At 37.1% G+C, this 25,148-nt stretch carries 22 protein-coding genes; 16 read left to right on the top strand and 6 right to left on the bottom strand.

Translation table 11 applies throughout. The features are described from left to right. Window positions 1–2: 2 nt before the first annotated feature. Both FY049_RS20570 and FY049_RS20565 read right to left on the bottom strand, forming a co-directional pair. Window positions 3–1,259 carry an HlyD family secretion protein gene (locus tag FY049_RS20570; RefSeq protein WP_446084247.1) on the bottom strand — a complete coding sequence of 419 codons (1,257 nt, stop codon included), beginning with the start codon at window positions 1,257–1,259 and terminating at the stop codon, window positions 3–5. Between the two features lie 13 nt (window positions 1,260–1,272). Then, window positions 1,273–2,766, bottom strand: a complete 1,494-nt coding sequence (locus FY049_RS20565; protein WP_446084246.1) for a TolC family protein — start codon at window positions 2,764–2,766, stop codon at window positions 1,273–1,275. Window positions 2,767–2,964: 198 nt separating this feature from the next. Between FY049_RS20565 and FY049_RS20560 the strand changes: the two genes are divergently transcribed. After that, a complete protein-coding gene (locus FY049_RS20560; protein WP_105714137.1) occupies window positions 2,965–3,375 on the top strand; it encodes an SRPBCC domain-containing protein in 411 nt (136 codons plus the stop codon). Between the two features lie 85 nt (window positions 3,376–3,460). Beyond that, a complete protein-coding gene (locus FY049_RS20555) occupies window positions 3,461–4,057 on the top strand; it encodes a LysE family translocator (protein ID WP_446084245.1) in 597 nt (198 codons plus the stop codon). 39 nt (window positions 4,058–4,096) lie between these two features. Here the strand turns inward: FY049_RS20555 and FY049_RS20550 are convergent, their stop codons facing one another. Next, window positions 4,097–4,909 carry an AraC family transcriptional regulator gene (locus FY049_RS20550; protein WP_446084244.1) on the bottom strand — a complete coding sequence of 271 codons (813 nt, stop codon included), beginning with the start codon at window positions 4,907–4,909 and terminating at the stop codon, window positions 4,097–4,099. Window positions 4,910–5,258: 349 nt separating this feature from the next. Here FY049_RS20550 and serC point away from each other — a divergent pair, with 349 nt between their 5' ends. Beyond that, window positions 5,259–6,338, top strand: coding sequence for a 3-phosphoserine/phosphohydroxythreonine transaminase (gene serC, locus FY049_RS20545; protein ID WP_105714140.1), 1,080 nt, complete (start codon window positions 5,259–5,261; stop codon window positions 6,336–6,338). Window positions 6,339–7,207: 869 nt separating this feature from the next. Here serC and FY049_RS20540 read toward each other — a convergent pair. Beyond that, window positions 7,208–8,137 (bottom strand): hypothetical protein, encoded by a 930-nt coding sequence (locus FY049_RS20540; protein ID WP_446084270.1) that lies wholly within the window; start codon window positions 8,135–8,137, stop codon window positions 7,208–7,210. Between the two features lie 245 nt (window positions 8,138–8,382). On the opposite strand from FY049_RS20540, the gene FY049_RS20535 reads away from it, so the two are divergent. From FY049_RS20535 to FY049_RS20505, 7 genes are all read left to right on the top strand, one after another. Continuing rightward, a complete protein-coding gene (locus FY049_RS20535) occupies window positions 8,383–8,883 on the top strand; it encodes a YaiI/YqxD family protein (RefSeq protein ID WP_446084243.1) in 501 nt (166 codons plus the stop codon). A 190-nt stretch (window positions 8,884–9,073) separates the two neighbouring features. Then, on the top strand, window positions 9,074–9,982 hold the full coding sequence (locus FY049_RS20530; RefSeq protein WP_166782239.1) for a DMT family transporter: 909 nt from the start codon (window positions 9,074–9,076) through the stop codon (window positions 9,980–9,982). 299 nt (window positions 9,983–10,281) lie between these two features. Next, window positions 10,282–11,673, top strand: a complete 1,392-nt coding sequence (locus FY049_RS20525) for an LLM class flavin-dependent oxidoreductase (RefSeq protein WP_335955178.1) — start codon at window positions 10,282–10,284, stop codon at window positions 11,671–11,673. A 231-nt stretch (window positions 11,674–11,904) separates the two neighbouring features. Then, window positions 11,905–13,155, top strand: a complete 1,251-nt coding sequence (locus FY049_RS20520; RefSeq protein WP_446084242.1) for an SfnB family sulfur acquisition oxidoreductase — start codon at window positions 11,905–11,907, stop codon at window positions 13,153–13,155. A gap of 32 nt (window positions 13,156–13,187) precedes the next feature. Further along, complete coding sequence (locus tag FY049_RS20515) at window positions 13,188–14,444, top strand: acyl-CoA dehydrogenase family protein (RefSeq protein ID WP_446084241.1); 1,257 nt, start codon at window positions 13,188–13,190, stop codon at window positions 14,442–14,444. A gap of 182 nt (window positions 14,445–14,626) precedes the next feature. After that, window positions 14,627–15,454, top strand: a complete 828-nt coding sequence (locus tag FY049_RS20510) for an SDR family oxidoreductase (protein WP_333664835.1) — start codon at window positions 14,627–14,629, stop codon at window positions 15,452–15,454. Between the two features lie 146 nt (window positions 15,455–15,600). Beyond that, the gene (locus tag FY049_RS20505) at window positions 15,601–16,551 is read left to right on the top strand and encodes a LysR family transcriptional regulator (protein ID WP_004822592.1); all 951 of its coding nucleotides are present in this window, start codon (window positions 15,601–15,603) and stop codon (window positions 16,549–16,551) included. A 46-nt stretch (window positions 16,552–16,597) separates the two neighbouring features. Here the strand turns inward: FY049_RS20505 and FY049_RS20500 are convergent, their stop codons facing one another. Together FY049_RS20500 and cysS are read right to left on the bottom strand one after the other, a co-directional pair. Further along, window positions 16,598–17,218 (bottom strand): TetR/AcrR family transcriptional regulator, encoded by a 621-nt coding sequence (locus FY049_RS20500; protein ID WP_004822589.1) that lies wholly within the window; start codon window positions 17,216–17,218, stop codon window positions 16,598–16,600. 325 nt (window positions 17,219–17,543) lie between these two features. Continuing rightward, window positions 17,544–18,965, bottom strand: a complete 1,422-nt coding sequence (gene cysS, locus FY049_RS20495) for a cysteine--tRNA ligase (RefSeq protein WP_151803315.1) — start codon at window positions 18,963–18,965, stop codon at window positions 17,544–17,546. 197 nt (window positions 18,966–19,162) lie between these two features. On the opposite strand from cysS, the gene FY049_RS20490 reads away from it, so the two are divergent. From FY049_RS20490 to FY049_RS20465, 6 genes are all read left to right on the top strand, one after another. After that, window positions 19,163–20,155, top strand: a complete 993-nt coding sequence (locus tag FY049_RS20490) for a KpsF/GutQ family sugar-phosphate isomerase (protein ID WP_004822585.1) — start codon at window positions 19,163–19,165, stop codon at window positions 20,153–20,155. A gap of 3 nt (window positions 20,156–20,158) precedes the next feature. Beyond that, on the top strand, window positions 20,159–20,698 hold the full coding sequence (locus FY049_RS20485) for a KdsC family phosphatase (RefSeq protein ID WP_446084240.1): 540 nt from the start codon (window positions 20,159–20,161) through the stop codon (window positions 20,696–20,698). A 39-nt stretch (window positions 20,699–20,737) separates the two neighbouring features. Continuing rightward, window positions 20,738–21,283 carry an LPS export ABC transporter periplasmic protein LptC gene (lptC, locus tag FY049_RS20480; protein WP_004724340.1) on the top strand — a complete coding sequence of 182 codons (546 nt, stop codon included), beginning with the start codon at window positions 20,738–20,740 and terminating at the stop codon, window positions 21,281–21,283. 10 nt (window positions 21,284–21,293) lie between these two features. After that, window positions 21,294–21,836 (top strand): lipopolysaccharide transport periplasmic protein LptA, encoded by a 543-nt coding sequence (lptA, locus tag FY049_RS20475; RefSeq protein ID WP_085942773.1) that lies wholly within the window; start codon window positions 21,294–21,296, stop codon window positions 21,834–21,836. Then, window positions 21,836–22,579 carry an LPS export ABC transporter ATP-binding protein gene (lptB, locus tag FY049_RS20470; RefSeq protein ID WP_151803313.1) on the top strand — a complete coding sequence of 248 codons (744 nt, stop codon included), beginning with the start codon at window positions 21,836–21,838 and terminating at the stop codon, window positions 22,577–22,579. The genes lptA and lptB overlap by 1 nt, the downstream gene beginning before the upstream one ends. Before the next feature lie 612 nt (window positions 22,580–23,191). Next, window positions 23,192–25,148: Ig-like domain-containing protein (locus FY049_RS20465; protein WP_446084239.1), on the top strand; the 1,957-nt coding region annotated here is incomplete at its 3' end.

Raw genomic sequence — 25,148 nt, 5'->3', positions numbered from 1 at the left:
GTTTATTGGCTCTCTTTTAATTTAAAGATCACGCTCATGCCTACTTTTAATTCAGGCACGGCTTCAGTGGGAGTAAGCTTGACTTTAAAACTACGAATATCATATCCACCTGTCTGACGTGTGGTTTTAATAGTTGCAAACTCACCTTCAGCATCTATATTTTTGATGTTAAATGACACTGTTTTATTGAGTGCGGGTATAAAACCATCTAAACTTTTTGCTTGATAAACTTGGGTGTATTGATCTTCACGGACATTTAAACTGACCCAATTTTCTTCATCTTGAATAATACTCACAACAGGGACACCAATAGCCACCAGTTCTGAGGGTTTACCATAAGTTTTAGATACTGTGCCGTTTACAGGAGAATATAGTTTGGTTTCTGCCTCTAAAGCATTGGCTTCCGAAACAGCGGCTTTTGCAATCTCGACTTGTGCATCAGCCCCAGATTTTTGTTCAGCGGTACTGCCACGCTTTGCACGTGCATATTGCTGATATGCGGCTTCACTCATTTGAGTGGCTGATTGTGCAGCGGCATGCATTTCATCACGGCGTTGACGTGAAATTACCCCTTGTGCAAAGAGGTTAGCACCGCGTTGATAGGTCATTTTTGCAAGATTTTCTTGCGCTTTTACACTTTGCCAATTGGCATATAAGGTATCAATGTTTTCTTGTTGAGAACCTCTGTCTGCCGTCGATTGTAAGGCTAAGGCGGATTGTAAACTTGCCAGCGCTTGTTGTTTTTTGGCAGCAATTTCTGGGCTGCTTAGAGTAACTAACAGTTGTCCTTTTTCAATTTTTTGACCATCGCTGACAAAAATGCCTTCTATTCGACTTGGAACTTTAGTGCTGACATGTAATGTTTCAGCCTCAACACGTCCTTGAACATCTACTGTTTTAGGTTGATAACTTTTCCATAGACCAAACGCAATCAATCCCAATAATAGAATTAAAATTATTGCGCCAATGACCAAAATTGTTTTCTTTTTAGAAGGTTTTTGATCAGCGTTGATGTTTGTCGCTGCTCTTTGTTCCTGTGCTGAATCTCTGATTGGTGTCTCTTTTTCAGATTCAATTTGATTGGCTGTAGGTTGTTGCGCTACAGCTGCATCAGATAAAGCAGTCGGATCTGTATTATTGTGTGTATTCATTTCTGGATGAACTAAATTTTCATTTGATGAAATATCTGAGTTTGCATCAGCTTGCGAAGTTGAAGATGAATCATTTTGTCCATTGTGATGGTCATGTTGTTTTGTCATTTTATGCTCCATCTTAACGAATATAATCTGTATTAGTTTGATTGACGTAGTCTTTAAATTGTTCAATAGAACCATGGCTTTGTAGCAAAGTTGCTAGAGAGAGTACGTATTTATAGGCATTGAGTGCTTTTTCTGTTTTGAGTAGGCTGAGTTGATTCTGTGCATCGATGACTTGGGTGGCGGTGCCCATATCTTCTTTAAATGATAATTGTTGGATTCTTAAATTCTCTAACACTGCTTGTTCATTTTGTTGCAGTAATTGATTGGACTGCTGTGCTGTGGCGAGTTCACTATAGGATTTGTAGATAATATTCTCAATCTCTTGTTGGGTGCGCGCTGTCATAAGCTCTGTTGCATATCTTTGTAATTCAGCGGCTTGGACATTTTTGTTTTTATCAATCCCTGAAAATAGGTTGTAGCGAGCAGCAACACCCACAATCCAGTTTTGGTTTTGATCTAAACTATATTCCCCAAACGCAAAAAGGGTTGGTTTTTTTGCGGCGCTCTGTATTTTGACATTCTGATTGGCAAGCTGCGTATCCATTTGCATTTTTCGAACTAGGCTTGAAGTTTCAGGATAAGAAGTAAGGAGTTGGTTGAGTGATTGGCTTTGCTGACGATTGACAAATAAGGGTGTCGTCAGTTGATCAATTTTGGATTTATGCAATAAATTTTGAAGTTGGAACTGACTGGCTTGTAAATTTGCTGAAGCATTTTGTTCTGAACGCTGGGCATTATTGCGCGCAACTTCAAATTGCATGCGCTGTCCTTTGCTAATAAATCCCTGTTTTTCAAGTTTTAGTGAATTGTCATAGTGTTGTTGCATTGCACTTAGATTGAATTGATTGGCATTGAACAGCTGTTGTTGTAATTGCACATTAAAATACGCCTGAATCACTTCAAAACGTTGTGTATCTTGCTGTTGTTTAGTATCGAGTTGACTACGTTCAACTTTTAAATTGGCAATTTGTTTTGTTGTCGAGGTAATCCCGCCAGTATAAATTGGCATCATCACAGAAACTGTAGGGCGAACTACTTCATCTTCAAGGACAACATTGGCTGTATCTGGAATTAAGCCAATACCACTATGAATTCCTTGGTTTAGTCCTTGTTTTAAAGGATCTGTGATATTTGATGGAATGTTCTGTTCAGATTGCCATTGATCAACCCGATCATTCACCCCTTGTGAAAGCGTCTGTTCCAGATTATTTTTGACCCCATTTAGCGGAATATCTGTTTCAGTATGAAACTTATAGGCACGTACATTTAAATCGATGCGAGGTAGACCAATATTTTTGACAGCCTCTGCTTGAAGTTTAGATGCTTGATTGAGTGCTTGATTGGCTTGGGTGGTATAAGAATTTTCAAGTAAATATTGTTCTGCTTGCACATAGCTTAGATTTTCAGCAAAGGTGACAGATACAAAGGCCGTATTGAAGGCTGCAAAACTGCTTACTTGTATCAATTTTGATAATGCTTTAAGTGAATAGCAAGTTTTAAATTTCATCTGAAAAATCATCAGCATTTGTTTAAATTTGAGACTATTCTAACCTTGAATGACTAGAATAAATAATCTAAATGTATACTTTAATATGTGTGGTTTTTGTAGTTTCGATAATCAGTATAAATCCGATTAAATTATAATCAAAATCATGATAATTCAATCAATAAATTGAATCTCAAAATAGATCTATGGAGAATAAAAATGGCAAGAATTACCGTTGAGTCCGTGGTCACAGCACCAATCGAATTGGTTTGGGACATTTATAATAATCCAGAGGATATACAGCAATGGAATACCGCTTCAGCGGATTGGCACACGGTCAATTCTAAAAATGATTTACGTGTAGGTGGACAATTCTCAAATCGTATGGAAGCCAAAGATGGCAGTATGGGCTTTGATTTTTCGGGTACATATACTGAAATTATTCCCCATAAAAAAATTGCCTATTCTTTTGGCGAGCGAAATGCTGAAGTTCACTTTGAACAAAAAAATGATGCTGTTGTGGTGAGGATTAGTTTTGATCCTGAAACGATATATCCGATTGAGCAACAGCAAGCAGGTTGGCAAGCAATTTTAGATAATTTTGCACGCTATGTAGAAAATAAAGTTTAGTTCTGCACAAACGTACAATACAAAACATTTCCACAGACTTACTTTGATCTTCTGAAATTCGTTTAGATCAAAGTTGAGTGTTGTTGTGGAAATCTTTCTTTATACCTTGAGTGTGATGTATAGCCCCGGTCCTGTAAATTTCATTGGATTGAATTCAGGACTGCTTGGGCAGCTTAAACAATCCATCGGTTTTTTCATTGGGGTGGGTTGTGCAATGTTATTTCTATTTCTGACTTTGGGCTATGTTGGTGAGGCTGTTATTCCTCACCACTGGCTACACTATATTTCTTTGGTCGGGGCGGTGTATACCTTTTATATGGCTGTTAAAATGTTGACAGCCTATTTAGAAAGTACTGAAAAAGCCGAACATCAACTGACCTTCTTAAATGGTTTCTTAATTCAATTGTTTAATCCTAAAGGGATTCTGGTGATTTTACCCGTCACGACAATTATGTATCCTGCGGCTAAAATTACAGGCGTAATGATTTTTATTATATCTTTGATTATTTCAATGGGTGCTGCTGGAGCGCCATTTGTATATGCTTTGGCGGGCAAGTTTTTAGGAGATAAAATTTCTGATCCTAAATGGTTTAATTATTTAAATAAAATTATGGCAATCATGCTGATTGTTACAGGACTTGGAATGCTACGCGATTTTATTGTAGGAATGCATTTGCTGTGATTAATCACTAGCTTGAACTGAATCTGTGTGTATTTACGCCTAAGGCAAATGATTAATCTTTTTCCAATGCGCAGGGCTGAGCCCAAACGCTTGTTTAAAATGTCGGGTCATATGGCTTTGATCATAAAACCCTGCATCTGTTGCAGCCGCAACCAAAGAAGCCCCTTTGATTAAATTGATTTTAACTTTTTCCAGCCTACGCATGGTTAAATAACGATGTGGGCTGGTTCCAAACAATAAGCGGAAGTCGCGCGATAAACTCCAACGGTCGCGTCCAATATTTTTTTCTAAATCATCTAAGCTGATATTTCGTTCAGATACAGCATGAATAAATTCTCGAGCTTGTTCTGCTGCACGATAATCAAAACTCAGTCGTTGTGATAATGGTTGAACAGAAATTTCATTTAAAGCCATGGCCAGATCATACAGCGCATCTTCTTCTTCCAAGACTTCCATATGATTTTCAATGCTTTGTAGAAAAGTATTGGTGGCTTTAAATAATCGAGGATCTGTGCTGATCCCGTGTTCGATAAAGGGGAGAGGTTTACCCTTTAAAATAGATTGAATTTTTGCAGGTTCTATATACACCATACGATAGCGGAAACCATCTTGAGTACCTGATTCACCATCATGTTTTTCATCAGGATGCAGCACCATGGTCATACCTTGCTGGCTATGTTGCATGACACCTTGATAATGAAAACTTTGAACGCCTGAAAATGTGCGACCAATGGCATAGGTATCATGCCGATGTGGTTCATAGGCATGATCATTAAAAAATGCTTCGATACGTTCAAATCGATCTGTTTCCGATGCTGTGCGAATCCAATCCTGATGATTTGATGCTGGCATTTAACCATCTACCAATGAATAAAGTTTAAGCTGGATAAATTATAACTGAGTTCAGCTGATAAATTGAGTTTTATCCGTATATGAATATGAGCAACGGATGCTCTAGCCTTGTGCAGTCAGCTAGAAAAGCATGTTCGCAATAAGTCATTGTTTCAGGCTGATGATTAAAATATCCGTGAGCAGTCTAGCTATAATATTTTGCTTCTCTCAATATCGATAGTTAATTGAATTATCAACTCTAAATCTCTAAACATATTGAAATATTGACTGACAAAGCTACTGCATGAAAGGTCGATTTGTGGTTAAATGCGCCTATTTCATTCGTTTCACTTTTAAAAAGGGAAAAATCATGCGCGCGTACAATTTCTGTGCTGGTCCTGCTGCATTACCTACTGCCGTTTTAGAAAAAGCTCAGGCTGAGTTATTGGATTGGCATGGTAAAGGCTTATCCATCATGGAAATGAGCCATCGTAGCAAAGACTATGTGGCTGTCGCTGAAAAAGCAGAAGCAGATTTACGTAAATTGATGAACATTCCAGAGAACTATAAAGTATTGTTCTTACAAGGTGGTGCATCACTTCAGTTTTCTGCAATTCCACTCAATTTATTGGGTAAAAATTCTAAAGCTGATTATATCCATACTGGGATTTGGTCAGAAAAAGCCACTAAAGAAGCGCAACGTTATGGCGATATCAATATCGTTGAAGCGGCAACAAGCATAAATGGAAAGCTTGCAATTTCTGAGCAAAGTACATGGAACTTGTCTGACGATGCGGCTTATGTCCATTATGCTGAAAATGAAACAATTGGCGGTATTCAATTTGCCAATATTCCAGAAACAGATAAACCATTAGTTTCTGATTTTTCATCAAGTATTTTATCTGCACCATTGGACGTATCTAAGTTTGGTTTGATCTATGCTGGAGCACAAAAGAATATTGGCCCAGCAGGTTTAACCCTTGTAATCGTGCGTGATGATTTATTGGATCAAGCAAAACCTGAAATTCCAAGCTTGTTAAAATATGGTTCACAAGCGAAGAATGACTCTATGGTGAATACGCCAGCAACTTATGCTTGGTATTTGTCTGGTTTGGTTTTTGAATGGTTACTTGAGCAGGGTGGTGTAGACGCAATGTATAAAACCAACCTTGAAAAATCTAAATTGCTATATGGTTATATTGATTCTAGTGATTTTTATAATAACCCGATCGCACTTCCAAACCGTTCAATCATGAATGTACCGTTTACTTTGGCAGATGAAGCATTGGATAAATTATTCTTGAAAGAAGCTGAAGAAAATCATTTGCTCAATCTTGCGGGTCATCGTTCAGTGGGTGGTATGCGAGCAAGTATTTATAACGCTGTACCTTTGGAAGGCGTACAAGCACTTGTCAACTTTATGGATGACTTTGCTCAACGTAACGGCTAATCTCACTTCAAAACATTTAAATGATTTGTTGTGGTCGATCAGGACCTAATTTTCTCCTTTGATTGAATAAACAGGTAAAGTCCTAGACATAAAAAAATCCCTCCAGAGTGAGGGATTTTTTTATGTGAGATAAATGTCGTAAAACATTAAGTCGTTGGGAATATGCCTAATATATGGATCATCATTGCAGCTAAAAACATACCCAGAACAAAAAAGCAGCAGGCTCCTTTATCCAAGCGTAAGTGAAAACCACTAACTTGATTGATTAGACTAGTCGATTGTTCAGGTATAATTTTCATTACTGAGCCTAGATTTTTAAATTATTGTTTAAATCCTATTGGTTCGTCGTATTTTTAACATAATTGACTGGTTAAATAAAGTGCTAAATTACATTATTAATATGTTGTGGCTTTTATTATCTCCCGATCAATAAAAATATTATGAATTTATAATCATGATTTTGTGGATACATTGTGGATAACTTGACTATTTTTTAGTCTTTATATGGAAAATAATATGATTTAAGTATAAAAATGAAGTCTATTTTTTAACAAGATCATGATATTTATTGGTTTAATTTTTATACTTAAGCTGCTGTTTTTAAATTTATTTTTGAATTCATTTTCTTGGAATTTTTCAAATAGGGGAATGTATTTATTATTTAAATAAACAGGCGATATTCTTCAACTTAAATAGTTTTAAAAAGGCCTGATTATTTAATTTTGAATTTAAATTGTGGATAACTGGTAAATTTGAATTCAAAAAGATAAAAAATGCGAGGTTCTATTTAGATATAATAGAAATGTTACAAAACATGTAATAAAAAAGCATGATGGGTTTTCCATCATGCTGATCATGTGTTTTTTGAATCAAGCAGCAGAATAAATGTTTGCTTGAATCCAGATATTACCGCGAATATATTGTCCAATTTCAAAATTTTTGAAAGCAGGATCCTTGGTTGCGATACGGACTAAGATTGCGGGTTGGTTCTCTTCAAGAATTAAAGTCACATCATAAAGCGTGTAGTCTTGTTGCATAAACTGCATTAGAGTTTTACCGACCACTTTACCTTGAAACCAAGCCTCATCCTCTTGCCCTAGGGTTTCTCCATAGAGGTATGCCACCATTTTAGAAAAATCAACAGTAACAGGCGCTTTATCATCTTCTGACTTCGCTTCCCATGCATCAATTTGCTCTTGAAGGTTTTCAGGTGCAATACCATTATTTTGTGAAAGAATATCGTTTAACGCACGATGGTGTTTGATTGAAGCAGGATCATCAACAATGATTTGTTCATGGTCAGAAACTTTTTCAAGTTCATAGGCCCATGCATTCAGTTGAACTTTATATTGTTGATCTTGCAAATATTGATGGCCGTTTACACTGTACAAACTGTCAAATGCATAAACTACACTATTTGTTCCTACTTTTAAGCTAAGTACTGCTTGAGTATTGGTTTTACAGGTAATAATACGGTCAATAGAAGCATTTAATTGATAGGGACTTTCAAAACTTGGGAAAGCCGTTTTTACAGCTTTAGGTTTGTTATTCTCAACATCAATCACTTGACAGAGCTGTACAGAAGAACCGCTTGGACCTTGGATTAACCAAGTTGATACATCCATATCGCATTCTTTTGAACAAAGCCCCATGGGCATCACTGGTGCATCCAAAGCCAAACCTAACCATTTGGGCACTTCGGACGTTGGATTTTCAGTCAATAGACTCCAATGTTCGACATGGCTACCAAAATTCTGATCTTCTATGATAATTGTTTCAGGTCTGTTTTGATTGTTCATTTTCACGATTTTAAATGCCTCTCTTATGCTATTAAATCGAGGATGATTGCTAGATTTCAAGTCCTGAAATGTAAAATCATAAGAAAAACCAGAATATTAAACTCAATTGCCATAAACCACGCCCTAAATTGTACTTTTAATCACCAAAAGCGAGATGCAAAGTTTGATTGAATCTGAAAGTCGTTAAAGATTTTCGCGATAAATAAAAGAATATGCATAGGACAGCGAAGCGGCATTTTGTTAAAATGTTGACAAATCTTTATCAGAGATGTTGTGTGCTGCCATTTAAACTTTGGGTCGATGCAGATGCTTTACCTAAAATTCTTCGTGAAGTGATCTTACGTGCATCAGACCGTTATCAATTGGAAGTTACTTTTGTTGCAAACCAGCCTGTAGGTATTACGCCATCTGTACGGATCAACTCAATTCAAGCAATGTCGGGTGCAGATCAAGCTGACCAAGAAATTGTTGATCGTATGGGGGAGCATGATATTGTGATTACTCAGGATATCCCTTTAGCGGCACAGGTTATTGAAAAGGGTGGTGTGGCAATTCATCCACGTGGAGAAGTGTATACTTCAGCCAACGTCAAAGCTCGCTTACATTTACGTGATTTTATGGATACTTTGCGCGGTGCAGGTGTACAAACAGGTGGACCACCACCGATTTCTGAGCGTGATAAACGTGAGTTTTCGAGTAGCTTAGACCAAACCATTCTCAAGCAGAAACGTAAGACTTCGATATAAGTTTAACTCATGCTTTGAATAATCATCTGCGACTGATTTTTTCGACCTTTTGAATGACTCGACCTTGCTTTTCAATAGATCTTCACATTGCTTGATTAAGATTTAAGTGAATTTGCAAAGATTAATGTAGAAATTCTTTTTTAACCCCAGCACATTTTAATTCACATCCAGCAGTCATTTAGGAATCTATATGCCCTCCAAATCCAACCTGATGACGACCTATATTTTATTGGTCTTCATTTGGGCAAGTACGCCTTTGGCAATTGTATGGAGTGTGGCAGATTTACATATGATGTGGGCTTTGGTTTTGCGGTTTTTTATCGCTTTGCCGATTGCTTTAATTCTATTGCTGATTTTAAAGGTTAAATTACCGCGCAATAAAATTGCTTTACATAGTTATTTAGCAGGCTCATTTAGTCTGATTGGTTCGCAAATTTTTACCTATGCTGCAACCAGTTATTTAAGTTCAGGTATTATTGCTTTGATGTTTGGATTAGCTCCAATTATGGCAGGGCTTATTGGTCGTTTTGTTTTTGGTCAAAGATTACTGGGGATTCAATGGCTTGGGATGCTAGTTGCTGTTGTTGGCCTCGCCATTATTTGTACCAGTAGCGGGGCAAGTCAACATGTGCATCCTGTTGGAATCTTGTTGATGTTGATGAGTGTATTTACCTATGCTTTTTCCATCTTTTGGGTAAAAAAAGTAAATGCAGATGTCGTTCCAATGGCGCAAGCAACAGGTTCAATCTTGGTTTCTACCTTGGCTGCAATGTGTATTATTCCTTTTATTTGGCAGTATGCACCTACGCATATTCCCGAAACAAAATCATTATTAGCATTGATTTATACCGTATTGATGGCTTCATTACTGGCGATGTTTTGTTATTTTAAATTGGTGCAAAATATTAAAGCCACGACTTTGTCATTGACGACTGTGATGACCCCGATGATTGCCATGTTTTTAGGCGCGATGCTCAATAATGAAAAACCAACAATGAGTGTGTTTATTGGTGCGGCGGTTTTGATCTTTGGACTAATTTTATACTTCTATAAAGATTTTAAAGCACGTCAATTGCTGGCTAAAAAGATTGAAAATTAGCATCGAATTTTGCTTTTTTCCTTTAGATTTTATGCTGAGTGATTAACCTTAAACTAAGTTTGGATTGATGCTTTTTAAATAAGATATGTTTTTAATTTTTATACAAAGTTAATCATGATACTTACAGAATGATAAAGGCCAATATGAGTCATTTTAAATAAAGCACTTTTTATAAAATAGTATATTCACTTCACCATTTTAGATAAAAGCAATCATGATAATAATTGAAGATATTGAGATAAAAGAATAAAGATAAATGGCATAGGATAAAAATAATAACCAAAATGAGTTGAAGAGAAATGACGAAGCAGATCCGCTTTAACGCCTTTGAAATGAATTGTATTGCCCACCAATCTCCTGGTTTATGGCGTCATCCTTCAGATCGTTCGACAGAATATAAAGATATTGAGTATTGGACTGACCTTGCTAAAATTTTGGAAAAGGGCGTGTTTGATGGCATTTTTATTGCGGATGTACTCGGGATATATGATGTTTACCACCACAGTGCAGAACATGCATTAACAGGTGCAGTACAAGTCCCGGTCAATGATCCTTTGCAAATTGTTCCAGCGATGGCTGCGGTAACACGGCATTTAGGTTTCGGTGTAACTACATCTATCTCTTTTGAACATCCTTATCCTTTTGCACGAAGAATCAGTACATTAGATCATCTTACCAAAGGTCGGGTGGGATGGAATATCGTCACCTCCTATTTGGAAAGTGGTTCTAAAAACTTGGGTCTAAATACGCAATTAAATCATGATGATCGCTATGATATTGCCGATGAGTATTTAGAAGTGCTGTATAAGCTGTGGGAAGGGTCTTGGGAAAATGATGCTGTTTTAAGAGATAAGCAGGCTGGGATCTTTGCAGATCATACAAAAGTTCATCCTATTTCACATGAGGGGAAGTACTTTAAAGTTCCTGGTATTCATATTTGTGAGCCTTCACCACAACGCACACCTGTGCTATATCAAGCTGGTGCTTCAGCTCGAGGGCAAAAATTTGCAAGCCAAAATGCCGAATGTATTTTTATTGCGCCACCGTCAAAAATAGCGGCCAAGAAAATTGTTCAAAGTATTCGTGAAAAATTAAAGCAGGAAGGGCGAGATCCTTATGCTGTTAAAATTTATAGCTTATTGTCAATTGTAACCGATGAAACGGATCAAAAGGCACAGGCGAAATTTAAAGAATATCAATCTTATGGAAGCTATGATGGTGCATTGACCTTGGTATCTGGTTGGTCTGGTGTGGATTTTTCACAGTATCAACCGCATGATAAAGTTGAGTATATTGAAACTAATGCGATTCAATCGATGTTAGATGCTTATGTCAATGCAGATCCTAAGCGTATTTGGACAATTGAAGAAATTGCCCATTGGAATAGTGTGGGGGGAAATGGTCCTGTATTTGTCGGTTCAGCACAAACGGTTGCAGATGAGTTACAACAATGGGTAGAAGATACCGATGTTGATGGTTTTAATTTAGCTTATATTCTTGCTCATCAAACTTTTATTGATATTGTAGATTTTATTGTACCTGAGTTACAACGTCGTGGTGTTTATCAAACAGAATATCTTCAGGGGACTCTACGAGAAAAACTATTTCAACAAGGTGCTTATTTGCCAGAGAATCATCGAGGCGCACAATATCGCAAAGAGAATACGGATAGATTGGCACAAGCAAGTTAGTTTAAATTCAATTTTAAATATGCATTTTAAATAATTATTTATTGTATATTGATTGAGCTCATTAGTTAGAGTCCAGCCCACATAATGTGGGCTTTTTTATGATTTTAATAGTTATGAATTTTAATGATAAATTTATGATTTTGTTTTGAATAATAAATGCATTTATTCGTATAAATAGCATAAAAAAATAATGCTAGTTTAAATCCATGCTTATTTAAAAGAGTAACAACAATGACGGATTTAAACCAAAAAAACTTTTCTTCTCAGACAGCGGTTCCTTTGCAATTTTTTGAATTGAATCATGATGCACATGTTGTTCAATCGGATGCGGAAGCCATTCAAGTAGCGAAAAATTTGGCCAAAGAATTTGCCAAAGAAGCATCACAACGTGATTATGAACGTCGTTTGCCGCTTGAGGAGATACAGCTCTATTCACAAAGTGGTTTATGGGGAATTAATATTCCTCAGGCATTTGGTGGGGCTGAAGTGAAATATCGTACTTTAGCGGAAGTAGTGAAGACCATTTCTAGTGTAGATCCTTCACTTGGACAAATTGCTCAAAATCATTGGGCTTTTATTGAGCATCTCCGTTTAGATGCCAGTCCTGAGCAGCAACAATTTTTCTTTGCTGAAATTTTAAAAGGTCGACGTCTGGGCAATGCGTTTTCAGAAAAAGGTAGCAAGACCGTTGCTGACTTAGAAACCAAAATACATAAAACAGTCCAAGGCTATGAAATTAATGGTCAAAAATTCTTTGCTACAGGGGCTTTATTGGCACATTGGGTACCTGTTGTAGCAGTTAATGAAGACGGGTTGCCTGTGGTTGCCTTAACGCCACGGACCAGTACAGGTCTGGAAATTGTTAATGATTGGTCTGGATTTGGACAAAGAACCACAGCGAGTGGAACTGTGTTATTAAAACAAGTTCAAGTCGATGAAAAATATATTGTGCCGATTCACAAAGCCTTTGAAAGACCTACAGCAGCAGGTGCTATTTCTCAATTTATTCAAGCCGCAGTAGATGCTGGTATAGCTCGTGGTGCAATTGATGAAACGATTCAATATGTACGCTTACATTCACGCCCTTGGATTGACTCAGGTTTAGAGAAAGCCAGCGATGATCCGTATACCATTGCAAGTATTGGGGAGTTAAAAATCAAATTACGTGCAGCCGAAGCTGTTTTAGACTTGGCTGGTGATGCAATTGATCAAGCAATTGCCAATCCATCTGAAGAGAATGCTAATCAGGCGGCATTACTGGTCGCAGAAGCCAAGGTATTAACAACTGAAATTGCCATCCTAGCTTCAAATAGATTATTTGAATTATCAGGTACTCGTTCAACATTGTCTGAATTAAATTTAGATCGCCATTGGCGTAATGCACGTACTCATACTTTGCATGATCCTGTACGTTGGAAATTTAATTTAGTCGGTAATTATTATCTCAATAACATTCACTTACCACGCCATGCGTGGAGTTAAGAATAAAAATAACCAACAGATGGAGAGAAAAAATGGGTAACTTAGATATTCAAAACCGTTTTATTGAGGATTTATCAATCTCAGCAGACTATGAGAAGGTTGCGTCAAAGTATCGTGCAATTTTTGAAAAGATTTCACAAGGTGTCGTTGAGCGCGAGCAACAGCGTATATTGCCGTATGAGCAAATAGACTGGTTAAAACATGCAGGTTTTGGTGCATTACGTGTGCCAGTCAAGTTTGGTGGAGATGGGGTGTCTTTACCTCAGTTATTTCAATTGCTCACTGAACTTGCACAGGCCGATTCAAATATTGTGCAAGCATTGCGGGGGCATTTCGCTTTTGTTGAAGATCGATTAAATGCACATAAGTTTAAGAATCAAGAATTATGGTTTAAACGCTTTGTTCAAGGTGATTTGGTGGGGAATGCATGGACTGAAATCGGTCATGTAAAAATTGGTGATGTGATTACCCGTGTAACTCAAAATAATAATCAATTGCTGGTCAATGGGAAGAAGTACTATTCAACAGGTACAATCTTTGCGGATTGGGTTGATTTATTTGCCTATGATGAACGTACTAATCAGCATGTTATTGCTGCGATTTCTCGACATGCTTCTGGGGTTGAAGTACAGGATGATTGGGATGGTTTCGGTCAAAAAACTACGGGGAGTGGCACTTTAACGTTAAGCAATGTTGCAATCGAAGCAGACCATATTTTGCCTTTTGAGCAACGTTTTAAATATCAAACTGCATTCTACCAAGTGATTCATTTGGCGACCTTATCGGGGATTGCACAGTCAGCAGTTGCAACATTTATTCATGAAGTACAAAAGCGTGATCGTATTTTTAGTCATGGCAATGCTGATTTAGTACGTAATGATCCACAGATTTTACAAGTGATTGGTAAAGCTTCCGCACAAGCCTATGCAAGTGAAAGTATTACCACTCAAACAGCAGAAGCTTTGCAGCGTGCATATATCAGTCACTTTAGTGAATCCGAAGTAAAAAATATTCAAGCAAATAATGATGCTGAATTAGAGGCAGCACAAGGGCAGGTGGTTATTTCTGATTTAGTCTTGGAGTTAACCAGTAAGTTATTTAATGCGCTTGGCGCATCTGCAAGTACCACCACAAAACAACTTGATCGCTTCTGGCGCAATGCGCGAGTCGTATCTTCACATAATCCAGTCGTATATAAGGAAAAAGTGATTGGTGATTGGGAAGTCAATCGTGAACCATTGCCTTTTGTTTGGCAAATTGGAACAAGTCCAAAAGTTGGCGCTGCCTAGAATTTAAATTTTAACCACCTTTAGTCCAAGGCTTGCTTATGCAAGCTTTTGATTTTTATAAAGACCATAAAAAACAATAATTATTGTACTCATGAGTATACAAAATGGCAGATTTGGTACTATGAGGAGAAAACAAAGTTAAGTAGATTAGTACAGCAAAAAACAAATACAACGAGGAAATCATGTCGCTTAAAGGAAAAACACTTTTTATTACTGGTGCAAGCCGAGGAATAGGGCGAGAGATTGCACTAAAAGCTGCACAAGATGGTGCGAACATTGTGATTGCTGCAAAATCTACACAAGAGCATCCTAAATTAGGAGGCTCGATTTTTACTGTTGCTCAAGAAGTTGAGGCGGCAGGTGGTCAAGCTTTAGCACTTCAACTGGATGTACGTGATCAAGATACGGTTGCGCTTGCCATGAAACAAGCAGCAGCGCATTTCGGTGGAATTGATATTTTAATTAACAATGCTGGTGCGATTAAACTGTCTGGGGTAGAGACGCTTGACCCAAACCGTTTTGATTTAATGTATCAGATTAATACACGTGCTGTGATGGTATGTAGTCAAGCTGCGTTACCGTACTTAAAAAACAGTGACAATCCACATATTTTAAATCTTTCACCGCCGTTAAACTTGGATGAAAAATGGTTTGCCAGCTATGCACCTTATACCATTACTAAATATGGCATGAGTATGCTGACTTTAGGAATGAATCAAGAGTTTGCCAGTTATGGAGTGAGTGTAAATTCACTTTGGCCGAGAACGATTATTGCCACAGCTGCAATTGAGTTTTCTTTAGGCGGTAAGCAATTATTTAGCAGAGCTCGTAAACCGAACATTATGGCAGACGCCGCTTATCGTATTTTAAACAGTGAGAAACGTGCTTTAACAGGACGTTTGTTGATTGATGAAGAAATCCTACGAGAGTCGGGTATTACAAATTTTTCTGAATATCGCTATGCTGATTCTGAGGATGAGTTGATGGTTGATTTGTTTGTTAAAGAATAATTGCTGAACGGATCGCGCCAATAATTCGTACCGATTTTAAAATCCTAGTTTGATTGTTTAAAATCGGTACATTAAAACATTGGAAATTTTTATAAAAAAGCAGAAGATATAATATTGAATCTAAAAAATGAGTGAGAAGTAATTTCGTGTATGAGTTAGATTGTAAGTTGCTCAGTATTTTTTACTATATCTACAAGTTTAAAAGTGTTTCTGTTGCCGCAGATCATTTAGCGATGAGCCAACCTACAGTAAGCAATATTCTGAACAAAATTCGTGTTCATTATAACGATCCGTTATTTTTACGGATTGGTAATGAAATGGTGCCTACAGAATTATCTAAACAACTTTATCCTTTGATCAGTGAAGCACTGAGTAAAGTTGAAATTATTAATAATTTTAGTGTGGATTTTGATGAAACAGCATCTCAGCAACAATTTACAGTTGCGATGACGGATGTTTCTCACTTAGTTTTATTGCCTAAAATTTCTCAATATCTCAAAGCACATGCACCACATGTCAAATTAAATGTTCGCGCTATCACTTCTGAAACCAGTTATCAGATGGCAAATGGTGAAATTGATTTGGCGATTGGTTTTTTACCGCAATTAGAAAATGGTTTCTATCAACAAAAATTATTCGAACAATTTTATGTGGTGATTGCATCTAAAGATCATCCACGATTAACTCAACAAAGCATGACCGTTGAGCAGTACTTGAGTGAATCACACATCGATATTGATGCGGGTGTGGGGCATTATCACATCGCCAATGAGCTGTTAAATTTGGATTTAAAACGTAATGTATTGATGCGTATTCCGAGTTATCTTGGTGTTGGCTTAGTGGTGCAAGATACTGACTCGATTGCAACCGTTCCTTATTATTTGAGCGAAGTCTTGTTGTCACGAGGAAACTTACAAATTTTTCCAGCACCAATTTCGTTTCCGACTTATTCGATTAAGCAGTATTGGCATATGTCATGTCACCATAAAACCAGCCATCAGTGGTTAAGACATATGTGTTATGAGATTTTTAGTCAGGTGAACTCAATGCCTTTACCCAGTCAGTTATTAAGCCATGGCGATCAGCCTGAAGTTTAGAGGATTTTTTAAACTAAATAGCTTAAGAACAGTTATCCTTTTAAGATTAATTCGCTTGATGCTCTGAATCGGTTAGCTTATCAGGTGTCATCAATGCTTGATTGACATAGAGTTTGATTAAGCGTTCACGAGAGCCAATAGACTTTTGATAGTGCGTAGAATTTAACAATAATGATGCGCCATAAGTCACTGTCCAGATATAAGACAAGTAATCACGGATTGACATACTACTGTTTAAGGCTTTGAGATGCGCTCCGAAAAGATCTTTAATTTCTAAAATACGTTGCTCACGTATGCTATAAAGTTCTTCGAATAAGTCTTTGAGTTTACGTTCATTATTGGTTAAACGCTCTTCAATCACATGCAGTAAAATTGTTCGATTCGAATTTAACATGTTATATAACATGTATTCAGATACATAGATTTTAATATCGTGATGATAGGCTTTAGAAATATCTAAAAGTCGTTTTTCATTCAAAATAATCAGTTCAAGATACAGTTGGTTTTTACTTTTAAAATGTTTATAGATCGTTCCTTTTGCGATATCAAGTTCAGCAGCAAGCTCACTTAACGTAATATCCTGATTATTATCAAGCAATAAGGTTTCTGCCATTGCTAAAATTTTCTCTTTGCGAAGAAGAAAATTCTGTTGGCGCACTGAACTCATTCTATTGATCCAAAACCGCTGATGAAGAACTGGACTCAGAGTATATCAGCTATTTTGCTGATTCAATAAAACTATAGTCCATCATATTCAATAAAATATTTATTTTTTCAATATATTTAATAATTTAGATTTTATATAAGCAAATTAGCGATGTTAAAAAAATTAATGAACAATTTATAAAACCTAAACTTAAGTATGGTCATAATATGAATATAAAGAAACTGTAAGAGATGTACCGTTTAAAAACAGCTTTAGTCAGCAACGACTTTACAAAAATAACCTGATCATTTGATCAGGTTATTCTTTTTAATAAAGGTCTTAGAAATTAATCCGCGCGGCGCCAAATGGTACCTTGACGTGTATCTTCCAGTACTACACCTTGAGCAAGCAAAGACTGACGGATTTCATCTGCACGGGCAAAGTCTTTATTTTTCTTGGCATCAACACGTTGTTGGATGAAATCTTCAATATCAGCTTCGGATAAGCCAAGTGCTTCTTGACCAATATCTGATTTTAAAAAGTCATCTACATTGTATTGAACCAAGCCAAGAATATTGGTCAAGTGGCGTAAAGTAGAATAATAAAGCGTAGATTGCGCTGCATTCTCTTCTTTAACCGCACGATTCAATTCTTTAATAATTTCGAATAAAACTGCAATTGCTTCAGATGTATTGAAGTCATCACGCATTGCTGAATTAAAGCGCTCGATGAGCGTTTCATCTAACAGGTCTGTGGTTTTATCGCCATAGACTTGTTGATACGCTTTAAATGCATGATAAAAACGAGAAAGCGTAGTTTTTGCTTCTTTTAGTGCAAAGTCTGAGAAGTTTACAGGGCTACGATAGTGTGATGACACAATAAAATAACGAATCACTTCAGGATGGAATTTCTCCATCACATCACGAATGGTAAAAAAGTTGCCTAAAGATTTAGACATTTTTTCGCCATCGACATTGATAAAGCCAACATGCATCCAGTAATTTACATATTGTTCATCTGTTGCTGCTTCTGATTGCGCAATTTCATTTTCATGATGTGGGAATAAAAGATCTGAACCGCCACCATGAATATCGAAATGATTGCCTAAGCAGCAAGTTGACATTGCTGAGCATTCAATATGCCAACCTGGACGGCCATTGCCCCAAGGTGAAGCCCATGATGGCTCATTTTCTTTTGCATGTTTCCATAGTACAAAGTCAAAAGGATGTTTCTTTTCAACTTCAACATCAACACGTTCAGAAGCGCCAGCTTGCATATCGTCAAGTTTACGTCCTGAAAGTCGGCCATAGTTCTTAAATTTTTCAACTTCAAAATAGACATCGCCATTTGCAGAAGGGTAAGCCGTGCCTTTATTGACAAGGTTACCAATCATATTCTGCATTTGATCGATGTAATCTGTTGCGCGTGGTGCCTCATCAGGTGCTAAGCATCCTAGGTTTTCGGCATCGTCATTCATTGCCTTAATAAAACGATCGGTCAAAGCTGTAATGCTTTCGCTATTTTCATTGGCACGCGCAATAATTTTGTCATCGATATCTGTGATGTTACGAACGTATTTAACATTCCAACCTTGGCTACGTAAAAAACGAATAATGTAGTCAAAAGCAACCATCACCCGAGCATGGCCTATATGACAGTAATCATAAACTGTCATACCGCACACATACATGTCGATATGTCCTTCTTTACGGGGAACAAATTCAACTTTTTTTCGTTGCTCAGAGTTGTAAAGAACAAATGGTTGCATAGGTTTTCTAAAGGCTTCAACAAAATGATGATTAATCTTAACCTAAGCTCCATATTTCATAAAGTTTTATACGTTATTTTTCTAAGAAAATGAAATTTATACATTTAGGAAAGCAGCCTATTGTATTGCTATGCTAAAATAGCAAAAATATTCCATTTGATATTCAAAACTCTTTATAGAGTTAAGGTTAGCCCATTTTGAATCCTGAAAATAAATCAAATCAAGTTGATTTTCAAAAAGTTGCACTTGAAACTTTACGCATTGAAGAACATGCCATAGAGATTTTAGCGACTCAAATTGATGAACGCTTTACGCGCGCATGTGAAATTATTTTACAATGCCAAGGTCGTTTAGTGATTACGGGTATGGGGAAATCTGGGCATATTGGGCGGAAAATGGCGGCAACTTTCGCATCAACAGGGACACCATCATTCTTTATGCATCCTGGTGAAGCAGGGCATGGCGATTTGGGTATGTTGGTCAAAGGTGACGTGTTGATTGCAATTTCAAACTCTGGAAAGAGTGATGAGATTATGATGTTGATGCCACTGATTAAGTATTTGGAAGTGCCTTTAATCACCATCAGCGGTGATGACAAAGGACCTATGCCACAAAATGCAGATGTTGCGTTGACACTTGGAAATATCAAAGAAGCATGTCCATTAGGTTTGGCACCAACCTCAAGTACTACTGCGACATTGGTATTGGGCGATGCACTGGCTGTAGCATTATTAGATGCACGTGGTTTTACTGCAGATGATTTTGCAATGTCACATCCTGCTGGCGCATTAGGCAAACGTTTGTTGTTACATGTAAAACATTTGATGCGTACAGGCACTGATTTACCAAAAGTATTTCCTGATACACCAATGAATAAAGTTTTGTACGAAATATCCAATAAGCGTTTAGGTTTAACCACTGTTGTCGATGAAAATGACACCTTATTGGGCATATTTACCGATGGTGATTTACGCCGTTTAATTGATAGACAGCAAGGTTTTGATGTGAACTTGCCTGTTTCCGCGGTCATGGTTCAAAACCCTTCAACCATTTCTAAAGAAGCACGTGCAGTTGAAGCTTTAGAAAAAATGAATGAAAAGAAAATTAGTCAATTTATTGTCGTTGATGATGCCAATAAAGTGATTGGTGTAATTAGTATGCATGACCTGATTCAAGCTGGAGTAAATTAATCAATGGCTTCTTATGTTTTACTGGAACAAGCGCGTAATATTGAAGCATTGGTTTTAGATGTAGATGGAATTTTGAGTGATGGTTTTGTGACGTTGACCAATACAGGGGATGAAATTAAATCCTTTGATATTCGTGACGGATTGGGCATGAAACTGGTGCAAAAATCTGGGATTAAAGTCATCATTATCACTGGTCGCAAAAGCAATATTGTTGAAAAACGTATGGCTGATCTGGGGGTGGATTTGGTCTTTCAAGGTCGTGAAGACAAAGGGACTGCACTTAAAGAAGCTTGTGCTCAATTCAATTTAGATCCTGAAGACTGTTTATATATGGGCGATGATTGGCCAGATCTTTCTGCCTTTGCAATTGCAGGAATGAAAGTCACTGTACCCAATGGGCATGTTGAAGTGCGTCGTCGAGCAGATTTAGTCACTCAGGCGATGGGTGGGCGTGGAGCTGTGCGTGAAGTCTGTGATATGTTGCTGATGGCAAAAGGCACTTACCAAGAATTACTTGAAAAATATACAGCTATACCGCATTAATAGCGTAAATTCAGATTGATCAAATGTTGAATGTAATTTATGGATACTAAGGTTTTATATGTGACTGCAGTTGTCATCGCGGCAATCAGTGGTGGCTATTACTATTACAGTGGAAAAGGCAAAAAGTTGGATGCGAATTCAGCAAAAAGCATGACGTATACTGCTGAGGGTATCCAGTTGGTTCAAACAGATGAAAAGGGTAATCTTTATGTTCGTGCTCAAGTGGATCGTTTAGAGCAGGATTTACAAAGAAAAACTTCAACATTGAGTAATCTCAATGCTTCGATGTTTCATCAAAATAAAGTAGATTCAACTTTTTTTGCAAAAGAAGCACGAGGATTTAATGACAATGAAAAAGTCGTTTTATCTGGACAAGTTAAAGCGACGAAGATTGGTGAACGAGGGACCATGGAATTTCAAACAGACGAGTTAACGGGTTACCCTAAAATACGTCAGTTTGAAACGACTCACCAAGTGACTGTTAATGCACCTGATGCAGAATTTATTAGTCAGGGTTTAAAAGCTGATTTAAACCAAGGACAATATGAATTTGCACATATTCGAGGAAAGTATGTACCTAACTAAGCCTTTTTTAATGAAACAATCTTTCCTAATAAAAGCGATCTGCACTGCCGGTTTAATGGGCTTGTCTGCAGCAGCATTTGCATTACCGTCAGATCGTAATCAGCCAATTTCATTGGTTGCAGATAAAGCAACCTATAATGAAGCTGCGGGTGTAACGACATATACCGGTAATGTCATCATTGAGCAAGGTACTATGAAGCTTCAAGCTGCTTCAATTGTGGCTCAATTGAATAAAAATAAGCAAATTAGTACCATTACTGCCACTGGGGGCCCAGCAAAGTTTCAACAACAAGTTGATACGGCTAAGGGTGTTGCTCGTGGAGAAGCGCAAAAAATTATTTATAATGCTGAAACAGGTATTATTAATCTGATTGGTAATGCTTATTTATATCAAGATGGAGCAAGTATTCGCAGCAGTTCATTAAAATACAGTATGAACAAAGGTGATATTGAGGCTTCGGGTAGTTCAAATAGCACAGGTTCAGCGAAAGGACGTGTACAAATTATTATTCCGCCAAATAGCACCAAGTCTTTCCCTGGAGCGCGTGATTAATGACAGCATCGAATCAGCCTCAAGTACTTTGTATCAAACATTTAGCAAAAGTTTATAGTAAACGCTGGGTGGTCAAAGACGTTTCATTTAGTATGCAAAGTGGACAGATTGTAGGTTTGCTTGGGCCGAATGGTGCGGGTAAAACCACCAGCTTCTATATGGTCGTTGGTTTGGTGCGAATGGATAAAGGCGAAATTCATCTTGATAATGAAGATATTTCTGATTTAGCTATGCATCAGCGTGCACGGAAAGGGATTGGTTATCTTCCACAGGAAGCTTCAATTTTCAGGAAGCTAACCATTGCTGAAAATATCATGGCTATCCTTGAAACACGCAAAGACTTAGATAAACAGCAGCGTCAACAACGTCTTAAAGAATTATTGGAAGATTTTAAAATTACTCATATTAAAGATTCACTTGGAATGAGTGTATCGGGTGGTGAGCGCCGCCGTGCAGAGATCGCACGCGCACTTGCAGCAGATCCAAAATTTATGCTTTTGGATGAACCTTTTGCAGGTGTCGATCCAATCTCGGTAGGTGATATTAAAGATATTATTCGCCAGTTAAAAGATCGTGGGATCGGGGTTTTGATTACCGACCATAATGTTCGTGAAACCTTAGCGATTTGTGAGCATGCTTATATTGTGAGTGAAGGTGCTGTGATTGCGGAAGGTACGCCAGAAGAAGTGTTGGCAGATGAAACTGTGCGCCAAGTGTATTTGGGTGATGATTTTACTGTCTAACGACTCAGCGTTTTTAAAAAGATGAAGGACTTCCTTCATCTTTTTTTTTGCTTTTTGTGAGGTATATTTAAAAAAAAACCAGTTTTTATTCAATATTTCATTAATTATTATTTCATTAAAATTTAACAACATAGTTTTAATGTGATGGTTGTCACAGATAAAGAAATGTGTTACATGTTTTGTTTAAATTTTAATCTAAGCTAAATTCTTAAGTTTCTATAATACCCATAAAATTTAAATGGGAATTTCATATTTTTAAATGCTATGAGTTGTATAAAAATAACAGGCTATTTTTTTTAAAGTAGACAAAATTATTAATAAAATTTAAATAAATTTATAAAAGTGATTGTTGGTAATGTCAGTAATGAATATAAAGTGATAATTAAATTTAATCTCAATAAATTAGCAAAATAAACAAGTAAGATTTTAATTAAATGATAATTGCATCACAATGTAATGGTTTTAAAAAAGTTCAATCATTTAGCTATTATAGACAAGCACAGTTTTTTATATGTATATGTGATTTTAATATTAAAAATATACACTTGTGAAATTTATCTCACTTATTTATCTTTTTTGCATAACAGTAAATTATAAGACGGAAAAAATATTATGAAAAACATCACTATTTATGAAAAAGGAACAGCTAAAGTTCTTACTCAAGATTTAGTTAATAAACACTACTCAGTGTATAAAGTAAATCTTGATAGCGCAGAAATAGCCAAGATTGTAAAAGTTAATAATAATTTGGAGGTTTATTTACAAAATGGAGAAAAAGTTGTTATTGATGATTTCTTTATTGGTGAAAAACCAAAAGAATTTACAATAGAAACTTCAGATGGAAAGCATTATTTACTTAACTTTCTTGAGTTTGATGCGAGTGGTACAGTAACTAAAATTGATTATTTAGGGATTGCAGATTTTGAAGAATATCTAGTTGGTGAACATTCTGCTGTACCAGCATGGGCTTGGGTTGCAGCTGCAGCTGGGGTGATTGGTATTGCAGCAGCGTCAGGAGGAAGTGGTGGTTCAAACCATTCGGGAAGCGGTGATAAAACTGGACCAAAACTTACCTATGATATTTTAGATAATCAGAAAATTAAAATCACTGCAGATGAAGCAAGTAAAATTACAATAGTTGATGCGAGTGGTAAAACAATTGGGTCAGGGCAATTAAATCAAGCAGGTGCGCTTGAAATTAATTTAACGAGACCTTTGGTTGATAATGAAAAAATTACAATAACAGCAACAGATAATGCGGGAAATAAAACAACTGAAACAATAAATGTTGGCGATGTTACAAAACCTGACGTCGAAATAAATATTATTGATAATGATACTATTCAGGTCAATTCAAATGAACCTGGTAGTAAAGTTATAATTAAAAATGAAGCAGGACAAATAATTGCTGAGGGTGTAATTGGTCCTGATGGAAAATTAATAGTTGATTTAAATACGCCTTTAACTGACGGCAGTAAGATTATTGTTGACGTTATTGATGCCGCAGGGAATCAAACAGAAAAAGTAATTACAGTAGGTGATGTAACACCGCCAAATATTAGTACAACAATTAAAGATGCAACCCATATTCAAGTTACTTCAAATGAAGCTGGTCAAGTTAAAATCACGGATAGTCATGGTAATGTAATTGGTACGGGTACAATCACAGGTAATAACACGGTTGATAATATCCAGTTAACCCAACCACTTACAGATGGTGAAAAAGTTACGGTCACTGTGACAGATGGTGCGGGTAATCCAAAAGCGATTGAAATTACAGCAGGTGATGTAACTGCACCAGTGATCACTACAACCATTCAAGATGCGACCCATGTTGAAGTTACTTCAAATGAAATAGGTCAAGTTAAAATCACAGATAGTTCAGGTAATGTGATTGGAACAGGAACGGCAACGGGGAATGGTGTTGTTGATAACATCCAGTTAACACGACCACTTACAGATGGTGAAAAAATTACGGTCACTGTGACAGATGGTGCTGGTAATCCAAAAGCGATTGAAATTACAGCAGGTGATGTCACAAATCCACAATTCCAATCTTCGCATGTGGATAGTACAGGAACACAATTGACCCTTACCTACAGTGAAACCCTTGATCCATTACATCCACCCGTTGCTGGTAACTTCACAGTGACTGTAGACGGTCAAGTGGTACCTGTAACTGGTGTTACAGTAAATGGCTCTACCGTGGTGTTGACTTTGGGTACACCAGTGACAGCAGGTCAAGCGGTGCAAGTGGGTTATACCGATCCATCGGCAGCCAATGATCCAAATGCGATTCAAGACATTGCGGGTAATGATGCAGCAACACTTCCAGCCACCACAGTGGATAATGGTTCAACTGTGCCCGGTGGTGATACCACAGCACCGACTTTTGTCAGTGCAGCACTAGATACAGCCGGCACATCGCTCACGTTGACCTATAGTGAAGCACTAGACAGTAACAACTTACCGCCATTAAACAGTTTCGTGGTCACCGCAGATGGTCAAGTGGTACCTGTAACCGGTGTTACAGTGAATGGCTCTACCGTGGTGTTGACTTTGGGTACAC

The sequence above is a fragment of the Acinetobacter sp. 1125_18A genome, assembly GCF_052824985.1.
This window is presented reverse-complemented; position numbering and strand designations above follow the sequence as displayed.